This is a genomic window from Curtobacterium sp. PhB142 (genome assembly GCF_004341255.1).
GTDB lineage: Bacteria > Actinomycetota > Actinomycetes > Actinomycetales > Microbacteriaceae > Curtobacterium.
On the sequence record NZ_SLUT01000001.1, the window covers coordinates 218736 to 234285 of the forward strand.

A 15550-nucleotide genomic window follows, 5' to 3' on the forward strand; every position below is an offset into this window, starting at 1 on the left:
TCAGTTCTCGGTCATGCCGGCTTCTGGGACCGGTGTCGATCCATCGTCCAGCGCGAAGAACTCCTCGGCATCCTGCGGTGCCCACCCAAGGAGCGTCGCGACGGGCTTCACCGTCGTGTCGCCGTCGCGGTAGGCATCGAGGGCAGCGTTGACGAGCAGCCAACTCGGACGTGGCTCCCCCGCAGCGTGCGACAGGTCGACGTACTCGGCCGCTTTCCCGAGCTGCATGTAGATCGAGCGAGCGCGCAGGCCGATCAGACCTGCTCGGTCGGTCTCGCCGATGTGCTTCTCGTTGAAGAGCCGCCATGCCATCGACTCGGGCGAGAGCTGGAAGTGCCCGACCAGCTCCGGGAACGCCGCTGCCGTCGAGCGCCCGCCGATCGCCGCGCTGAGTTCGTCCGCGGGGGCGAGGAAGGCCGCGGCGAAGCTGTTCGCGCGCCGCTCGACGTTCGAGCGCGCCGTCCCCATTCGTTCCTCGAGCATGCCCTGACGAGCATCACCGAAGGCGATGTGCGCGAGTTCGTGCGCGAGCGTGAACCGCTGACGGAGGGGCCGGTCGGTGGTCGCGAGGAGGATCACCCGGCAGTGCGCGTCCTCGTACGAGAGACCGTCGATCCCCTCCGGCAGGTCGGTGACGACGACCATCACGCCGAAGACGCGTTCGATGGCCGAGATGAGATCGTGCGTCGACAGGCCGCCGAGCGGTCGACCGATCGCCGCGACGAAGCGACGCGCGAGCTCAGCCGCCTCGACCGTGTACCAGCTCGACCGTTGGGCGAGCTGCGGGAGCTCAGGCAGGGCCAACGGGCGGTCGACCGCTGCGAGGCCACGAACGCCAGTGGCGAGGAGTTCGACCGTCCTCGCCCCCGCTTCGTCATCGACACCAGCGAGCCGGGCGCGCTGGGCGAACACCGGTCGGAACGGCTCACGCCCAGTGATCAGCCAATCGACGCTGCGACGGCCCACGTCGGCGATCCTGGCCAGTTCAAGGGAGGAGAACCGTCGCCGACCCGAGAGCGACTTCGAGAGTTTGCTCGCGTCGATGCCGATGGAGGCTGCGAAGTCCGCTCGCCCGAGGTCGACCGATGTGATGACGGCTTCGACACGTTGTTCCAGGGATCCGGCCATGTCGCTAGCGTACTTGCGATTATCGCAAACGGCAACACATCACATGCCGCGCTTGCCAGCGTGACCGAGCAACGGACAGGAGGCACGGTGCCAGCTGGCACCGTGCCTCCCGTCCGCCGTCAGCGCGTCAGCGCTGTCAGCCCTTGACCGGGATCGACTGCGCCTTGAGCGCCGCCACCGTCTTGGACTGCCCGGACTCGAGTGCCTCGAGCAGCGTGCCGTCACCGGACGCCGCCGAGCCGAAACCGTCGGAGACGTCCGAGTAGGTCTGCGTCATCGTCGGACCCCAGGTGAAGGGCTGGATGTCCTTCGCTGCGGTCGCGAACTCCTCGTAGATCTTCTGGTTGCCGTAGAACGGGAGTCCCTCGGTCAGCGCGGGGAGCTCGGCGCCGGTGGAGGACGCCGGGTAGAGGTTGGCCTCCTTGTTCAGTGCGGACAGCGCCTCGGTCGAGGTGTTCAGCCAGACCAGGAACTTCGACGCCTCGGCGGGGTGCTCGCTGCCGGCGAAGACGACGTTCGACGAACCGCCCCAGGCGGCCGACTTCGACTCGCCCTCGCTCCACTGCGGCATCGGCGCGACGGCCCACTTGCCGGAGGTCGACGGCGCACCGCTCGAGATGGTGTTCGCACCCCAGACGGCGGAGACCCAGGTCCAGTCCTGGCCGCTGTCGTACGCGGCGTTCCACTGGTCGGTGAAGCTCGGCAGGGTGTTGACGAGCTTCTTGTCGATCAGGTCCTGCCAGTAGTCGGCGACCTTCTTCGACTTCGCGTCGGTCAGGTCGACCTTCCACGAGTCACCCGAGTTCGCGAACCACTGGCCGCCGGCCTGTGACACGAGCCCGGCGAACTGGTTGACGTCACCCTTGGCGAAGTTCGTGATGTTGCCGCCGAGCGCCTTGATCTTGACGGCGTCCTCGGCGTACTCCTCCCACGTCTTCGGGGCGTCGAGCCCGGCCTTCTCGAACAGGTCCTTGCGGTAGTACAGCGCCATCGGACCGGAGTCCTGCGGCACGGCGTAGACGGACTTCGACTCGCCGAAGGTGACCTGGTTCCAGAGGCCGTCGGAGAAGTCCTTCTTCGCCGCCGAGATGCCGGAGCACGCACCGATGTCCTCGAGGCCGCCCTGCACCCGGAAGGCCGGCAGGGTGTCGTACTCGACCTGGCCGATGTCGGGCGCCTGCTTCGCCTTGAGCTGGTTGAAGAAGTTCTGGTACGTCCCGCTGTTGCCGTTCGCGACGATCGAGGTCTTCACCTGGATGTCCGGGTTCGCCTTGTTCCAGATGGCGACGACCTTGTCCATGTTCGGCACCCAGGTCGTGAAGTCGAGCGTGACCTTGCCGCTCGAGGGCTTGCAGCTCGCGGCTGCAGTGTCGGAGGAACCGCCGCCGCTGCCGCTGCCGCCGGCGCTGCAACCGGCGAGGGCGACGGTCGCGGCGACCGCCAGGGCGGCGACGCTGAGGAACTTCGTTGTCTTCATGCTGTTTCCGTTCGGGATGTGGTGTGGGGAGGGCTGGTGTGCGGAGGGAGTGCTGGTCGGGTGGCTACTTCAGACCGCCGGACCCGAGGCCGGAGCGCCAGAAGCGCTGCAGGCTCAGGAACGCGATGAGCAGCGGGATGATCGAGACGAACGACCCGATGAGCACGAGGGTGCGCAGGTCGGGGTACTGGTTCACGCTCGAGTTCCACGTGTAGAGGCCGAGCGTGACGGGGAACAGCGACGAGTCGCGGAGCATCACGAGCGGCAGGAAGAAGTTGTTCCAGACGGCGACGAACTGGAACAGGAAGATCGTCACGAGGGCCGGCGACATGAGCCGGACGGCGACGGTGAAGAACGTGCGGACCTCGCCGGAGCCGTCGATGCGCGCGGCCTCGATGATCTCGTCGGGCACGCTCGACGCCGCGAACAACCGCGACAGGTAGACGCCGAACGGGCTGACGATGCTCGGCAGGAACACCGACCAGAACGTGTCGGTCAGGTCGACCTGGCTGAAGATGAGGAACAGCGGCAGGGCGAGCGCCGTGGCCGGCACGAGGACGCCGCCGAGGAACGTGTTGAACAGCGCCTCACGCCCACGGAACCGGTACTTGGCCAGGGCGTACCCGCACATCGCCGACAGCACGGTGCCGAGCAGCCCGGCGACACCGGCGTAGGCGATGCTGTTGAGCAGCCAGCGCAGGTAGATGCCGTCCTGCCGGGTGAACAGCTCGGCGAGGTTCGCGAAGAAGTCCTGCACCGAGGTCGCGCTGAACCACAGCGAGAACGTGGTGTTGAAGTTCGCGGCCGTCTTGGTCGACGAGACCAGCAGCCAGAAGATCGGCAGCAGGAAGTACAGGGTGAAGACACCCATCACGATCATCGCGGCGCTGCGCGAGATGACGCTCTCCCGCGGCCCGCGTGCACCGTGCTGGTGCGGACGGGAGGCCCGGTTCGGCTCGAGCGGTCGGCCCGCGTCGCGCACGGTGTCGCCCGGGGTGGGTGCGTGGACGGTCACTGGGCGGCCTTCCGCTGGGTCAGTCGGAGGAACCCGATCGACAGGATGAACGTGGCGAGGGCGAGGACGACCGAGAACGCGGCCGCCAGGTTGAAGTTCGGCACCGACGAGGTCGAGTAGACGAGCATGTTGGGCGTGAACGTCGACGAGATCGTCGAGGTGAACTGCCGGAAGACGGTCGGCTCGGTCAGCAGCTGCAGCGTCCCGATCACCGAGAACACCGCGGTCAGCACGATCGCCGGCACGACCAGGGGGATCTTGATCGACAGCGCGATCCGGAGCTGCGAGGCCCCGTCGAGCTTGGCGGCCTCGTAGATCTCGGCCGGGATCGCCAACAACGACGAGTAGATGATGAGCATGTTGTAGCCGACGAAGACCCAGGTCACGACGTTCGCGACGGCCCAGAGCACGGTGCCGGACCCCAGGAAGTCGACCTTCGAGGTCACGGCGGAGAACGGCGACAGGTCCGGGGCGTAGAGGTAGCCCCACATGATCGCGGCGATGACACCGGGGACCGCGTACGGCGCGAAGAAGGCCAGGCGGAAGAACCGCTTGCCACGCAGCAGCGGGGAGTCGAGCAGCAGCGCGAACAGGAGCGCGAGCCCGAGCATCACGGGGACCTGCACGACACCGAACAGCAGCACGCGGAGCACCGAGTCCCAGAACGCGCTGTTCTGGAACACGAGCGCGTACTGGCTCAGCCCGCCGAACACCTGTGTCGGGGCGCCGAACGTGCCCTGGCGCTCGATCTTCTGCAGCGACTGCCACACGGCGTACAGGATCGGGACGAGGTAGAACGCGGTGAACAGCAGGGCGAACGGGACCACGAAGATCGCGATCGCCAGGCGGTAGCGGGAGCCCCCGCCCCGACGACGGACGGCGCGGGGCCGCTGGGTGGTGGTGGTCATGATCGGTTCCTGTCGGTGCGGATGATCTGGGTGCTGCCGGCGTCGAGGACGGTGACGCCGTCGACGGGTCGGTCGGTGACGAGCTCGTGGCCCGTGACGGTGTGCGAGGCGGGCTGGTCGGAGTGGTTGAGCAGGAAGACCCACTCGTGCTGGTCGTCGCGGCGCCGGACGACCTCGACACCCGGTGCGGTCGCGGGATCCGGGGAGACGCCGGCCTCGGCGAGCACGCGGCGGAGCAGGTCGCGCAGCGCGTCGGCCTCGAGCACGGTGGACGTGTACCAGGCGGATCCGGCGCCGTGGTCGTTGCGGGTGACCGCGGCGGAGCCGGCGAGCGGGCCCTCGGCGTACTCGACGACGCTCGTGGCGCCGCGCAGCGCGACGGGCTCCGACCACACGGTGCCGGTGGTGCCGTCGGACAGCGCGATCGCCTGGTCCGCGGCGAGCGGCAGGAACTCGTCGACCCGGATGCCGAGCAGGTCGCGGAAGGCGCCGGGGTAGCCGCCGGTGCGGACCCGGTCGCGTTCGTCGACGATCCCGCTGAAGAAGGTGACGACCGCGTGGCCACCGGCGGCGACGTGGTCGGCGATCACGGCGGCGTGCTCGTCGCGCACCAGGTAGAGCTCGGGGACGACGACCGCGGCGTAGCCGTCGAGCGGGGCGCCCGGCGCGACGACGTCGACCGTGACCCCGAGGTCTCGGAGCGCGGCGTGGAACGCGTGCACCTGCTGCAGGTACCGGAGCGCAGTGGTGGGGTGGGCCTCCAGGTCGGCGGCCCACTGGTTCTCCCAGCTGAAGACGAGCGCGACCTCGGCGACGACCCGGGATCCGCGCAGTTCGCCGAGCCGCTCGACGAGCGCCCCGAGGGCGACGACGTCGCGCCAGGTGCGCGAATCGGTGCCGGCGTGCGGCAGCAGTGCGGAGTGGAACTTCTCGGAGCCCTGCACCGACGCGCGCCACTGGAAGAAGCAGACGCCGCCCGCGCCCCGGGCGATGTGCGCGACGGTGTCCTGCAGCATCTGGCCCGGTGCCTTCGCGACGTTGTGCGGCTGCCAGTTCACGGCGCCGGTCGAGTGCTCCATCAGCAGCCACGGGGCTCCGCCGGCGAGTCCGCGGGTGGTGTCCGCGGCGAAGGCGAGCTCGGCGTGCGGGCGGGGCAGGCGGTGGTCGAGGTAGTGGTCGTTCGCGATGACGTCCATGTCGGCCGTCCACGACCAGTAGTCGAGCGCGGTGATGTGCGCGGCGACCATGAAGTTCGTGGTGACGGGCTTGTCGCTCAGTTCACGGAGCACGGCGGCCTCGGCACGGTGGTGGCCGAGGAGTTCGTCGGACGAGAACCGGTCGAAGTCGATGGTCTGCGCGGGGTTCGTGGACGACAGCGTCGCGCGGGGCGGCAGCACCTGCTCCCACGCCGAGTACCGCTGGCTCCAGAACGAGGTGCCCCACGCGGCGTTCAGTTCGTCGACGGTGCCGTAGCGGGCACGGAGCCAGCCACGGAACGCCTCGGCCGAGACGTCGCAGAAGCAGTGCGCGTTGTGGCAGCCGAGCTCGTTCGACACGTGCCAGAGCTTCACCGCGGGGTGGTCGCCGTAGCGCTCCGCCGTGGCGCGGACCAGGGCGAGGGCGAGCTCGCGGTACACCGGGGAGCTCGGGCAGAACGCCTGCCGCCCGCCGGGCCAGCGCGTGGTGCCGTCCGCCACGACGGGCAGGACCTCGGGGTGCAGCGTGGTGAGCCACGGCGGGGTCGAGGCGGTGCCGGTGCCGAGGTCGACGCCGATGCCCGCGCCGTGCAGCAGCTCGATGACGGTGTCGAGCGCGGTGAAGTCGTACTCGCCCTGACGCGGCTCGACGTGCGACCAGCCGAAGACGTTGATCGCGACCAGGTTCACCCCGGCCTCGCGCATCAGCCGGACGTCCTCGACCCAGACCGCAGGGTCCCACTGCTCGGGGTTGTAGTCGCACCCGAAGGCGAGCCCGGTCGAGCCGAGCCCGAGCGCCCCGGTGGCGGGCGTCGGCAGGGTGGTCGTGGTCACGTCAGGGTCCTCGCTGATCGGGGCGACCGCTGCCGCTCCGGTCGTTGACGACCCCTTCGACGGCGAAGGTCTCCCAGGTTCTGGGAGCGCTCCCAGTCCAGCCGGACCGAACGGGTTCGGATCGTTCTGGGAGCGCTCCCAGAGTGAACACCAGAAGCGGACCGCTGTCAACAAGACGCGTGCTGGAGCCCGTCGTGGGACGGATATGGTTGCCGCATGTCCGAGGTCCGAACCGCACGCCAGCGCGCCACGATCCAGGACGTCGCCGACGAATCAGGACTCTCCCGGGGCACCGTTTCACGGGTCCTGAACGACGAACCGTACGTGTCGCCCGAAGCCCGCGAAGCCGTGCGGGCAGCCGTCCGGCGCGTCGGCTACGTGCGCAGCGCGGCGGCCCGGAGCCTGGTCACCCGACGCTCCGGAGCGATCGCCCTGATCGTGCACGAGCCGTCGGTCCAGGTGCTCGACGACCCGAACATCGGCAACATCCTGATCGGCACCAACACGGTGTTGTCGCAGGCCGACCAGCAGCTCGTCACGATCATGGTCGACTCGGCCCGCGACAACGAGCGCGTCGTCGAGTACCTGCGCGGCGGGTTCGTCGACGGTGCCATCGTGCTGTCCGCCCGCGACGGCGACCCGATCACCCGGGCGATCGAGGAGATCGGCATGCCGGCGTGCTTCGTCGGCCACCCGTCCGACGCCGCGAACATCTCGTACATCGGCATCGACAACCGCGCGGCCGCCGAGCAGATCACCCGGCGCCTGGTCGCCACCGGCCGAAAGCGGATCGGCATGCTCGCGTCCGGGCTCGACCGCGACTCGGGGCAGGACCGACTGGCCGGCTTCACCGCGGCGCTCGGCGACCGCTTCGACCCCGAGCTGGTGGCCCGCAACCCGCTGTTCAGCTACACCGCCGGCACCGAGGGCATGCGTGAGCTCCTCGACCGGGCCCCCGACCTCGACGGGGTGTTCGCCGCCTCGGACGCCGTGGCCGCCGGCGCGATGGACGTCCTGCAGCGCAGCGGCCGGTCGGTCCCCGGTGACGTCGGCGTCGTCGGCTTCGACGACAGCGCCTGGGCACTGCGTTGCGACCCGCCGCTGTCGACGGTCCGACAACCCGCGCACACCCTCGGCGAGAGCGCGGCGCAGCAGGTGCTCGCGCAGATCGCCGGTGCCGACGAGGGCCCGCACGGACTCATCCTGCCGACCGAGGTGGTCTGGCGCGGGTCCGCCTGAGCACCACCCTCCGACCGGCGGCTCGGTAGCATGGCCCGGTCCCCGTCACCGTCGACCGGTCCACCCCGCGAAGGAGCCCCGATGCCCCCGACCCCTCCCCGGATCGGCCTCGTCGGCGCCGGCGGCATCGCCCACGCGCACATGCCCGGCCTGCTCCGCCTCGGCCCGGTCGTCGTGTACGCGCAGGACGGTGCACCGGAGCTCGCGGCGGCGTTCGCCCCTGCTGCAGCCGCCGTGGGGTCGTCGATCACCGTCGTCGACTCGCTCGACGACCTGTTCGCGGCCGTCGACGTCGTGGACGTGGTGACGCCGACCTTCGCCCACGCCGAGGTCGTGCGGGCCGCACTCGCCGCCGGCAAGGACGTCGTGTCGGAGAAGCCCCTCGCCCGGACCGACGCCGATGCCGCGGACCTGGTGGCCCGTGCGCAGGACGCCGGCCGACAGCTCTTCCCGGCCCACGTGGTGCGCTTCTTCCCCGCGTACGTGCGCCTTCACGACGCCGTCACCACGGGCCTCCTGGGCGACCTGGCGGTCCTGCGGTTCGTGCGCTCCGGGGCCTTCCCGATCCGCACCGCGTGGTTCGCCGACCGGGCACTGTCCGGCGGCATCGTGATGGACCAGATGATCCACGACCTCGACATCGCGCGGTGGGTCGCCGGACCCGTCACCACGGTGTCGGCGGTCGGCGTCCGTGCCGGCACCGAGGCCGAGCCGGTGGAGGCAGCACACGTCCTGCTCACGCACGAGTCCGGGGCGATCAGCCACGTCGCCGGGATCTGGGGACCGCAGCACCTCGCGTTCTCGACCGAGTACTCGGTGACGGGCACGCGCGGCAGCCTGGCGCACCGGTCGCTCGACGAACAGGACTACGTCGCCGACCTCGCGGTGCCCGACGCCGCGGACGGCTTCCTGCCCGAGGTCGACCCCGCCGACGACCCGTACGGGCTCGAGCTGGCCGAGTTCCTCGGGGCGTTCGCTGGCGGTGCCGCTCCGCGGGTGACGGCGGCGGACGGCGCCGAGGCGGTCCGGATCGCGAACGCGGCACTCGAGTCGATGGACACCGGGCAGCCGGTGTCCCTGACGACGGGAGCTCGCGCGTGACCGCTCTGAAGATCGCCGTGATGTCGTTCGCCCACACCCATGCGATCGGCTACCTCACCGCCCTCACCGCGATGCCGGGGGTCGAGGTCCGCGGTGCCGATCCGGGCGGCGTCAGCACCGGCGAGACCGTCATCGAGCTCCGCGGCCGCGACCTGGCCGACGAGCTCGGGGTCGACTACGCGGAGACGTACGACGAGCTGCTCGCCTGGGGCCCGGACGCCGTCGTCGTCACGAGCGAGAACGCCCGGCACCGCGAACTCGTCGAGGCCGCGGCCGCCGCCGGTGCGCACGTCCTGTGCGAGAAGCCGCTCGCGACCACGTGGGAGGACGGCCTCGCGATCCGCGACGCCGTCGAGGCGGCGGGGGTCATGCTCATGGTGGCGTTCCCGGTGCGGTTCACCTCGGCGTTCGACAAGCTCCGCGCGGCGCACGACTCCGGGGCGCTCGGGCAGCTGTTCTCGATCCGCGGCGCGAACAACGGCATGCTCCCCCTGACCCGGTCGTGGTTCACCGAGCCGGAGCTGTCCGGCGGCGGCGCGATCGTCGACCACGTCGTGCACATCGCGGACCTGCTCGAGGGCCTGATGGGGTCGGCACCCGTCATCGTGACCGCGGTGGCGAACCGCACACTGCACGCGGCCCGGGCGCAGGCGGAGACCGCCGGACTCGTCACGATCACGTACGCGAACGGCGTCGTCGCCGCGATCGACTGCTCGTGGAGCAAGCCGGACACCTCGGCGGTGTGGGGTGGGCTGACGCTCGACGTCGCCGGGACGGGCGGCACGGTGTCGCTCGACTTCTTCGGGGCGGCTGCTCGCGGGATCGTCGCGGAGACCGGGCTGCCGATCGAGTCCCGCACCGGTGCCGACCCCGACGCCGTGATGCTCCGGACGTTCGTCGACGCCGTCCGGGCGGGCGTGCAGCCGCAGCCGGACGCGCACGTCGGGCTGCGGACCCTGTCGATCGTGCTCGCGGCGCAGGAGTCGGTGGCGTCGGGCCGCACCGTCGAGGTTCACTGAAGCCTGCGGCGCCCCGACTGCACCGCCAGACGACGAGTGCACACGCAGGAACATGCGCACTCGTCGTCGGCACGCGCGCTCGCGTGGGTCCTCAGGGCGCGGGGAGGGTGACCACGGCGTCGGCTGCGGCGATCGCCACCGGATCGTGTGCGGCGTGCACGACCACGACGCCGTCGGCAGCCTCGGCAGCGAGCGCCGCCACCACGAGTGCCGCGGACGCCGCGTCGACGCCGGCCGTCGGTTCGTCGACGAGCAGCACCCGAGCCCGCTGCGCCAGCCCGAGTGCCACGAGCGTGCGCTGCCGCTGCCCGCCGGACAACGCGTCGAGGGGCCGGTCGGCCAAGTCCGCGATCGCCATCCGCTCGAGCTGCGCGTCGACGACGGCGCTGTCGTCGCGTCCGAGCGGTCGCCACCAGGCCCGGTGACGCCACCGCCCCATCGCGACGGTCGCGCGAACGGTGAGCGGGAGCGTGGTCGGCGGGACGGACTGGCTCACGTGGGCGACGCCGTCGGACGGGAGGCCCGTGATGCGCCCGGCGGTCGGCCGCAGCACGCCAGCCACCACGTCGAGCAGCGTCGACTTGCCGGATCCGTTGGGTCCGGTCAGCGCGGTGACCCGGCCGGCCGGGAAGGCCGCGTCGAGGCCGTCGAGGACGGTCCGCTCCCCGCGCAGGGCGGTCACCTGCTCGAGGCGGACGGCTGGTCGTGTGTCGGCTGCTGGCACCTGAACACGCTATCAGTATCGATAGTCGTTTTCATGTAGCGTCTCGGATCGTGACCTGGCTGACCGACCCCTTCACCGTCGACTTCATGGTGCGCGCCCTGACCGGCGGCTCCCTGGCCGCGGTGCTGTGCGCCGTCGTCGGGACGTGGGTGCTCGTGCGCGGGATGGCGTTCCTGGGCGAGGCGCTGTCGCACGGCATGCTGCCCGGCGTCGCGATCGCAGCGCTCACCGGAGTCCCCGCGGTGCTCGGCGCCGCCGTGAGTGCCGGGGTGATGGTGTTCGGCGTCGGGGCGCTGCGACGGCGCGGTGGCTTGTCCTACGACACCTCGATCGGGCTGCTCTTCGTCGGGATGCTCGCGATCGGGGTCATCATCGTGTCGGCATCGCGGTCCTTCGCCACCGACGTCACCGCGATCCTGTTCGGCGACGTGCTCGCCGTCACCCGCGCCGACCTCGTCGGCCTGGCGATCGCCGTCGCCGTCGCCCTGCTCGCCGCCGCCGTGTTCCACCGACCGTTCACGGCACTCGCCTTCGACGTCCGCAAGGCCGCGACGCTCGGCCTGCACCCCCGCCTCGCCGAGGTGGTCCTCATCGGACTGGTCACACTCGCCGTCGTCGCCTCGTACCGCGCGGTCGGCACCCTGCTGGTCGTCGGACTGCTGCTCGCGCCCGCCGCCGCGGCCCGCGCCTGGACGAAGCACGTGGCCTCGACGATGCTCCTCGGCGCGGTGCTCGGTGTCGCCGCCGTCCTGGTCGGCCTGCTCGTCTCGTGGCACGCCGGCACCGCCGCCGGCGCCAGCATCGCGGCCGTCGCCGTCGCCGGGGTCGCCCTGTCCCGAGGGCTGGCAGCCGTCGCACGCAGCACCGCGCGCGCGACCACCAGGCCCGTCGAACACCCCGTCCGAGCACCAGCACGAGAGGCACCATGAACCACGACCCGACCACCGACCGCCCACACACACGCGCACGACGCACGCGACTCCTGGGCGCCCTGGGCCTGACGACCGGCCTCGCGCTCACCGTCACGGCGTGCTCCACCGCGTCGACACCGCCGGCCGACGACGCCAGCGCGACCACGGCCCCGCACGGCTGGGTGGCGGGCGCGACCGAGTCCCAGGAACCCCAGCTGGGCCTCCTGGCCGTCTCCGCGACCGGCGAGACAGCGTTGCACGACCTGCTCACCGGCGAGACCACCGACCTGGACCGCGTCGGCGCAGCCGAGCACTCCGCGACCGACGGTCGGTTCCTGGTGACGAGCGACGGCGACCGCACCACGGTCGTCGACGGGGGCTCCTGGACCGTCGACCACGGCGACCACACGCACTACTACGCCGCCGAGCCGCGCGTCGTCGGGACGCTCGAGGGCGGCGGTCCGGTCCAGGTGCACTCGTCGGAGACGATGACCACGATCGCCTGGCCGGAGCGCGGCGAGGCGGTGGTGCTCGACCGCGCGGCACTCGGGCAGGGCGAGCTCGACGAGACCGCACGACTCGACGCGACCGTGCTGCTGCCGCTCGGCGAGCACCTGGTGGCCGCCGAGGGCGACACCGTCCGCGTCCTCGACACCGACGGAGAGCAGACCGGGTCGACCGAGCCGACCGGGTCGACCAGCGCCGGAGAGGCCTGTACCGACCCCGCTGGTGGGATCGTCACCCGCGCCGGCGCCGTGGTGGGCTGCGCCGACGGGGCGGTCGTCGTCGACGATGCCGGCGCGACCTCGTTCGTCGCGCTGCCGGACGACGCCGAGCGTCCGACCGCCTTCGCCGCGCGGGCCGGCCGCCCCACGGTCGCCGGACTCGCGGGCGACACCGGCTTCTGGTTGCTCGACGTCCGACAGGGCTCCTGGCAGCACGTGCCGACCGAACGGCCGCTGCGTGCGGTGGTCGCCGTCGACGACCAGGACGAGCACGCGGTCGGGGTCGACGACGCCGGTCGGGTGGTCGTGGTGACCGCCTCGACCGGGAAGGTCGCGACGACCGACCCCCTGGTCGACAGCGACACCGACACCGACACCGCGCCGCTGCTCCAGCTCGACGCGCAGCGCGCCTACGTGGCCGACCCCACGGCCGCCGTCGTGCACGAGGTCGACTTCGCGGACGGCGCCCGCGTGGCCCGGACCATCGAGCTCCCGTTCGCGCCCGTCGCGTTCGCCGAGGTGGGACTGTGAGCGGAACCACGCCGGTCGGGCGCACCGCGCGTGCGGTGGCAGCGGCCCTCGTCGTCACCGCCCTCGCCGTCACGACAGCCGGCTGCACCACGACCGGGTCGGACCGTCCACTCGTCGCCGTGACGACGAACATCCTGGGCGACGTCGTGACCGAGGTCGTCGGCGACGACGTCGACGTCATGGTGCTCATGCCCCCTGGCGGCGACCCGCACTCGTTCGAGGTGTCCGCGCAGCAGGCGGCGCGACTCCGGAGCGCAGACCTGGTGGTCGAGAACGGCCTCGGGCTCGAGGAAGGCGTGGCCCACCACGTCCGCGCCGCGGCCGACGACGGCGTGGCCGTCTTCACCGCCGGTGACGCGATCGACGCCCTGGAGTGGACCACCGACGACGACAGCGGCCCCGATCCGCACTTCTGGACGGACCCCGCACGGATGATCGACGTGGTCGAGGCCCTCGACGACGAGCTGGACGCCGTCGGCATCGACGCTCCCGGCACCGAGGCCTACACCGACCGGCTCGATGCCCTCGACGACGACATGACCGCCGCGTTCGACACCATCCCCGCCGATCGCAGGGCCCTGGTGACGAACCACCACGTGTTCGGCTACCTCGCCGACCGCTACGGGTTCCGGGTGGTGGGTGCCGTGATCCCGAGCGGCACGACCCTGGCGTCCCCGAGCGCCGCCGACCTGCGTGACCTGGCGGACGCGATCGAGCAGGCGGGCGTCCCGACGATCTTCGCCGACGCCTCCCAACCCGCACGCCTGGCCGAGGTCCTGGCGGACGAGGTCGACGTGCAGGTGTCGATCCGCTCGCTGGCGACCGAGTCCCTGACCGAGGACGGCGCTGCGTCGACCTACCTCGGGATGATGCGCTCGAACACCGACTCGATCGTCGACGGCCTGACGGCTCCGATTTCTAGATGAGAATGAGAATCAGTACAGTGATGCCCATGACCAGAACCAAGACCCTCCGCGCCGCAGCACTGCCGGCCGCGCTGCTCGGCACCGTTGCCCTGGCCCTGACCGGGTGCGCCACGAACGCCGCCGACGCCGAGAGCACCTCGACCCCGAAGGCGGACAGCACCCGCATCACGCTGACCTACGACGGCGGCCTGCTCGTGCTCGACCAGGACCTGCAGGTCGTGGCCGACGACGCCGTCGACGGCTTCACCCGCGTGAACCCCGCCGGCGACGGCCGCCACGTGCTCGTCACGGTGCCCGAGGGCTTCCGGGTGCTCGACACCGCAGCGGACCCGGCCCTCACCGACGAGGTCTTCCCGGCCGACACCGGTGGGCACGCCGTCGTGCACGGCGACCGCACCGCCCTGTTCGCCGACGGCACCGGCGACGTGACGACCTTCGCCAACACCGACCTCGACGGCGACGCCCTGCCCGACGCCCGGACCACCGAGTCCGAGGCGGCGCACCACGGCGTCGCGATCGAGCTCGAGGACGGCACGCTCCTGACCACCATCGGCACCGAGGAGAGCCGTACGGGCGTCCGAGCCCTGGACGCCGACGGCGAGGAACGCACCCGCTCCGAATCGTGCCCGGACGTGCACGGCGAAGGTGCGGTCCAGGACGAGGTCGCGGTCTTCGGCTGCACCGACGGCGCGCTCGTCTACGCCGACGGCGCCTTCGAGAAGATCGGCGCACCCACCGAGTACGGCCGCACCGGCAACCTGTTCACCACGCCACACTCGTCGGTCGCGGTCGGTGACTACAACGACGACCCGGACAGCGAGGGCTACCTGCTCGACCAGATCGCCCTGATCGACGCGGCCTCGGGGAAGTACACCGTCGCGGACCTGCCCGACGGCGTCGGCTTCACGTTCCGCGACCTCGCACGCGGCCCCGGCGACGAAGCGGTGGTCCTCGGTGACGACGGCGCCCTGCACACCTTCGACGAGACCAGCGGGGAGCATCTCGACTCGTTCCCCGTGATCGACGCGTGGGAGGGCCCGGCCGAGTGGCAGGACGCCCACCCCGCCGTGGAGGTCGCCGGTGACATCGCCTACGTCACCGACCCCGCCGAGCGGAAGGTGCACGCCGTCGACCTGACCACCGGGAAGGTCGTCGCCTCCAGCGACGCACTGCCGGGCGTACCCAACGAGATCGCGGTCGCGTAGCGCTCTCGACGGGACCGTATGACGGACGGGAGGCCCGTGGCGACACCGCCACGGGCCTCCCGTCCGTCCTGGGACCGCGTCAGCCCTGCGGCGGCGCGTAGAACTGCAGGTCGTTGCCCTCGCTGTCCTTGAACGGGACGATCTTGCCCCACGGGTGCTCACTGATCTCGCCCTGCACGTCCGCACCACGCTCGCGGATGCTGGCCAACTCGTCCTCGATCGACCCGTCCGGCTGGAACGTGATGACCGCTCCCCCGCCGCTCGACGGACTCGCCGATTCACGGCCGTTCAGCCCGATCATCAAGCCGTTCGCATCGATCTCGCTCCAGTCGTCGGACTCGTCCGTGACCGTCAGTCCGAGGGTGTCGCGGTAGAACGCGACCGCCCGCTGCATGTCGGTGACCGGGACCCATACCGCTGCGACTCCGCTTGCCATGGTGCTGCCTTCCGTCGGTGTTGCCGTACGGCGGAGCGTAGGCAGCGGGGCATGCGGGCCGGTTCAGCGAACACCCGCACGTTCGGAAATCGGATGCCCCCTGCAATCCGACTGCGCATCGGCCCCGAATACCCTGTGCGCAACATCCGTGGCGCGCTCGACAAGAGAGGTCTCA

At 71.2% G+C, this 15550-nt stretch carries 14 protein-coding genes; 7 read left to right on the top strand and 7 right to left on the bottom strand.

Translation table 11 applies throughout. The features are described 5' to 3' along the window. The 5 genes from EDF31_RS01090 to EDF31_RS01110 form a co-directional block, all read right to left on the bottom strand. Complete coding sequence (locus tag EDF31_RS01090) at positions 1-1128, bottom strand: XRE family transcriptional regulator (RefSeq protein ID WP_131844875.1); 1128 nt, start codon at positions 1126-1128, stop codon at positions 1-3. Positions 1129-1264: 136 nt separating this feature from the next. Further along, positions 1265-2605 (bottom strand): extracellular solute-binding protein, encoded by a 1341-nt coding sequence (locus EDF31_RS01095; protein ID WP_131844876.1) that lies wholly within the window; start codon positions 2603-2605, stop codon positions 1265-1267. A 64-nt stretch (positions 2606-2669) separates the two neighbouring features. Beyond that, positions 2670-3620, bottom strand: a complete 951-nt coding sequence (locus EDF31_RS01100; RefSeq protein WP_243648935.1) for a carbohydrate ABC transporter permease — start codon at positions 3618-3620, stop codon at positions 2670-2672. Continuing rightward, positions 3617-4528: a sugar ABC transporter permease gene (locus tag EDF31_RS01105; protein WP_123294575.1), complete on the bottom strand. Its 912-nt coding sequence runs from the start codon at positions 4526-4528 to the stop codon at positions 3617-3619. Before EDF31_RS01105 ends, EDF31_RS01100 begins: the two co-directional genes overlap by 4 nt. Further along, positions 4525-6558 carry a beta-galactosidase gene (locus EDF31_RS01110; protein WP_131844877.1) on the bottom strand — a complete coding sequence of 678 codons (2034 nt, stop codon included), beginning with the start codon at positions 6556-6558 and terminating at the stop codon, positions 4525-4527. The genes EDF31_RS01105 and EDF31_RS01110 overlap by 4 nt, the downstream gene beginning before the upstream one ends. Before the next feature lie 216 nt (positions 6559-6774). Here EDF31_RS01110 and EDF31_RS01115 point away from each other — a divergent pair, with 216 nt between their 5' ends. The 3 genes from EDF31_RS01115 (at position 6775) to EDF31_RS01125 (ending at position 9917) form a co-directional block, all read left to right on the top strand. Then, on the top strand, positions 6775-7797 hold the full coding sequence (locus tag EDF31_RS01115) for a LacI family DNA-binding transcriptional regulator (RefSeq protein ID WP_131844878.1): 1023 nt from the start codon (positions 6775-6777) through the stop codon (positions 7795-7797). A gap of 81 nt (positions 7798-7878) precedes the next feature. Further along, on the top strand, positions 7879-8898 hold the full coding sequence (locus tag EDF31_RS01120) for a Gfo/Idh/MocA family oxidoreductase (RefSeq protein WP_131844879.1): 1020 nt from the start codon (positions 7879-7881) through the stop codon (positions 8896-8898). Next, positions 8895-9917, top strand: coding sequence for a Gfo/Idh/MocA family oxidoreductase (locus EDF31_RS01125; protein WP_243649793.1), 1023 nt, complete (start codon positions 8895-8897; stop codon positions 9915-9917). Before EDF31_RS01120 ends, EDF31_RS01125 begins: the two co-directional genes overlap by 4 nt. A 91-nt stretch (positions 9918-10008) precedes the next feature. Here the strand turns inward: EDF31_RS01125 and EDF31_RS01130 are convergent, their stop codons facing one another. Continuing rightward, positions 10009-10641, bottom strand: a complete 633-nt coding sequence (locus EDF31_RS01130) for an ATP-binding cassette domain-containing protein (RefSeq protein ID WP_243649794.1) — start codon at positions 10639-10641, stop codon at positions 10009-10011. A gap of 50 nt (positions 10642-10691) precedes the next feature. Here EDF31_RS01130 and aztB point away from each other — a divergent pair, with 50 nt between their 5' ends. Genes aztB through EDF31_RS01150 form a run of 4 tightly spaced genes read left to right on the top strand, consistent with a single transcriptional unit; the run spans position 10692 to position 14939 of the window. Further along, positions 10692-11570: a zinc ABC transporter permease AztB gene (gene aztB / locus EDF31_RS01135; RefSeq protein ID WP_131844880.1), complete on the top strand. Its 879-nt coding sequence runs from the start codon at positions 10692-10694 to the stop codon at positions 11568-11570. Then, complete coding sequence (locus EDF31_RS01140) at positions 11567-12808, top strand: ABC transporter (RefSeq protein ID WP_131844881.1); 1242 nt, start codon at positions 11567-11569, stop codon at positions 12806-12808. The genes aztB and EDF31_RS01140 overlap by 4 nt, the downstream gene beginning before the upstream one ends. Positions 12809-12843: 35 nt before the next feature. Beyond that, positions 12844-13734, top strand: a complete 891-nt coding sequence (locus EDF31_RS01145; protein ID WP_131845176.1) for a metal ABC transporter substrate-binding protein — start codon at positions 12844-12846, stop codon at positions 13732-13734. A 26-nt stretch (positions 13735-13760) separates the two neighbouring features. Further along, positions 13761-14939, top strand: coding sequence for a hypothetical protein (locus EDF31_RS01150; protein ID WP_131844882.1), 1179 nt, complete (start codon positions 13761-13763; stop codon positions 14937-14939). 79 nt (positions 14940-15018) lie between these two features. On the opposite strand, the gene EDF31_RS01155 is transcribed toward EDF31_RS01150, so the two are convergent. Next, a complete protein-coding gene (locus EDF31_RS01155; protein ID WP_123294566.1) occupies positions 15019-15375 on the bottom strand; it encodes a VOC family protein in 357 nt (118 codons plus the stop codon). Positions 15376-15550 lie beyond the last annotated feature (175 nt).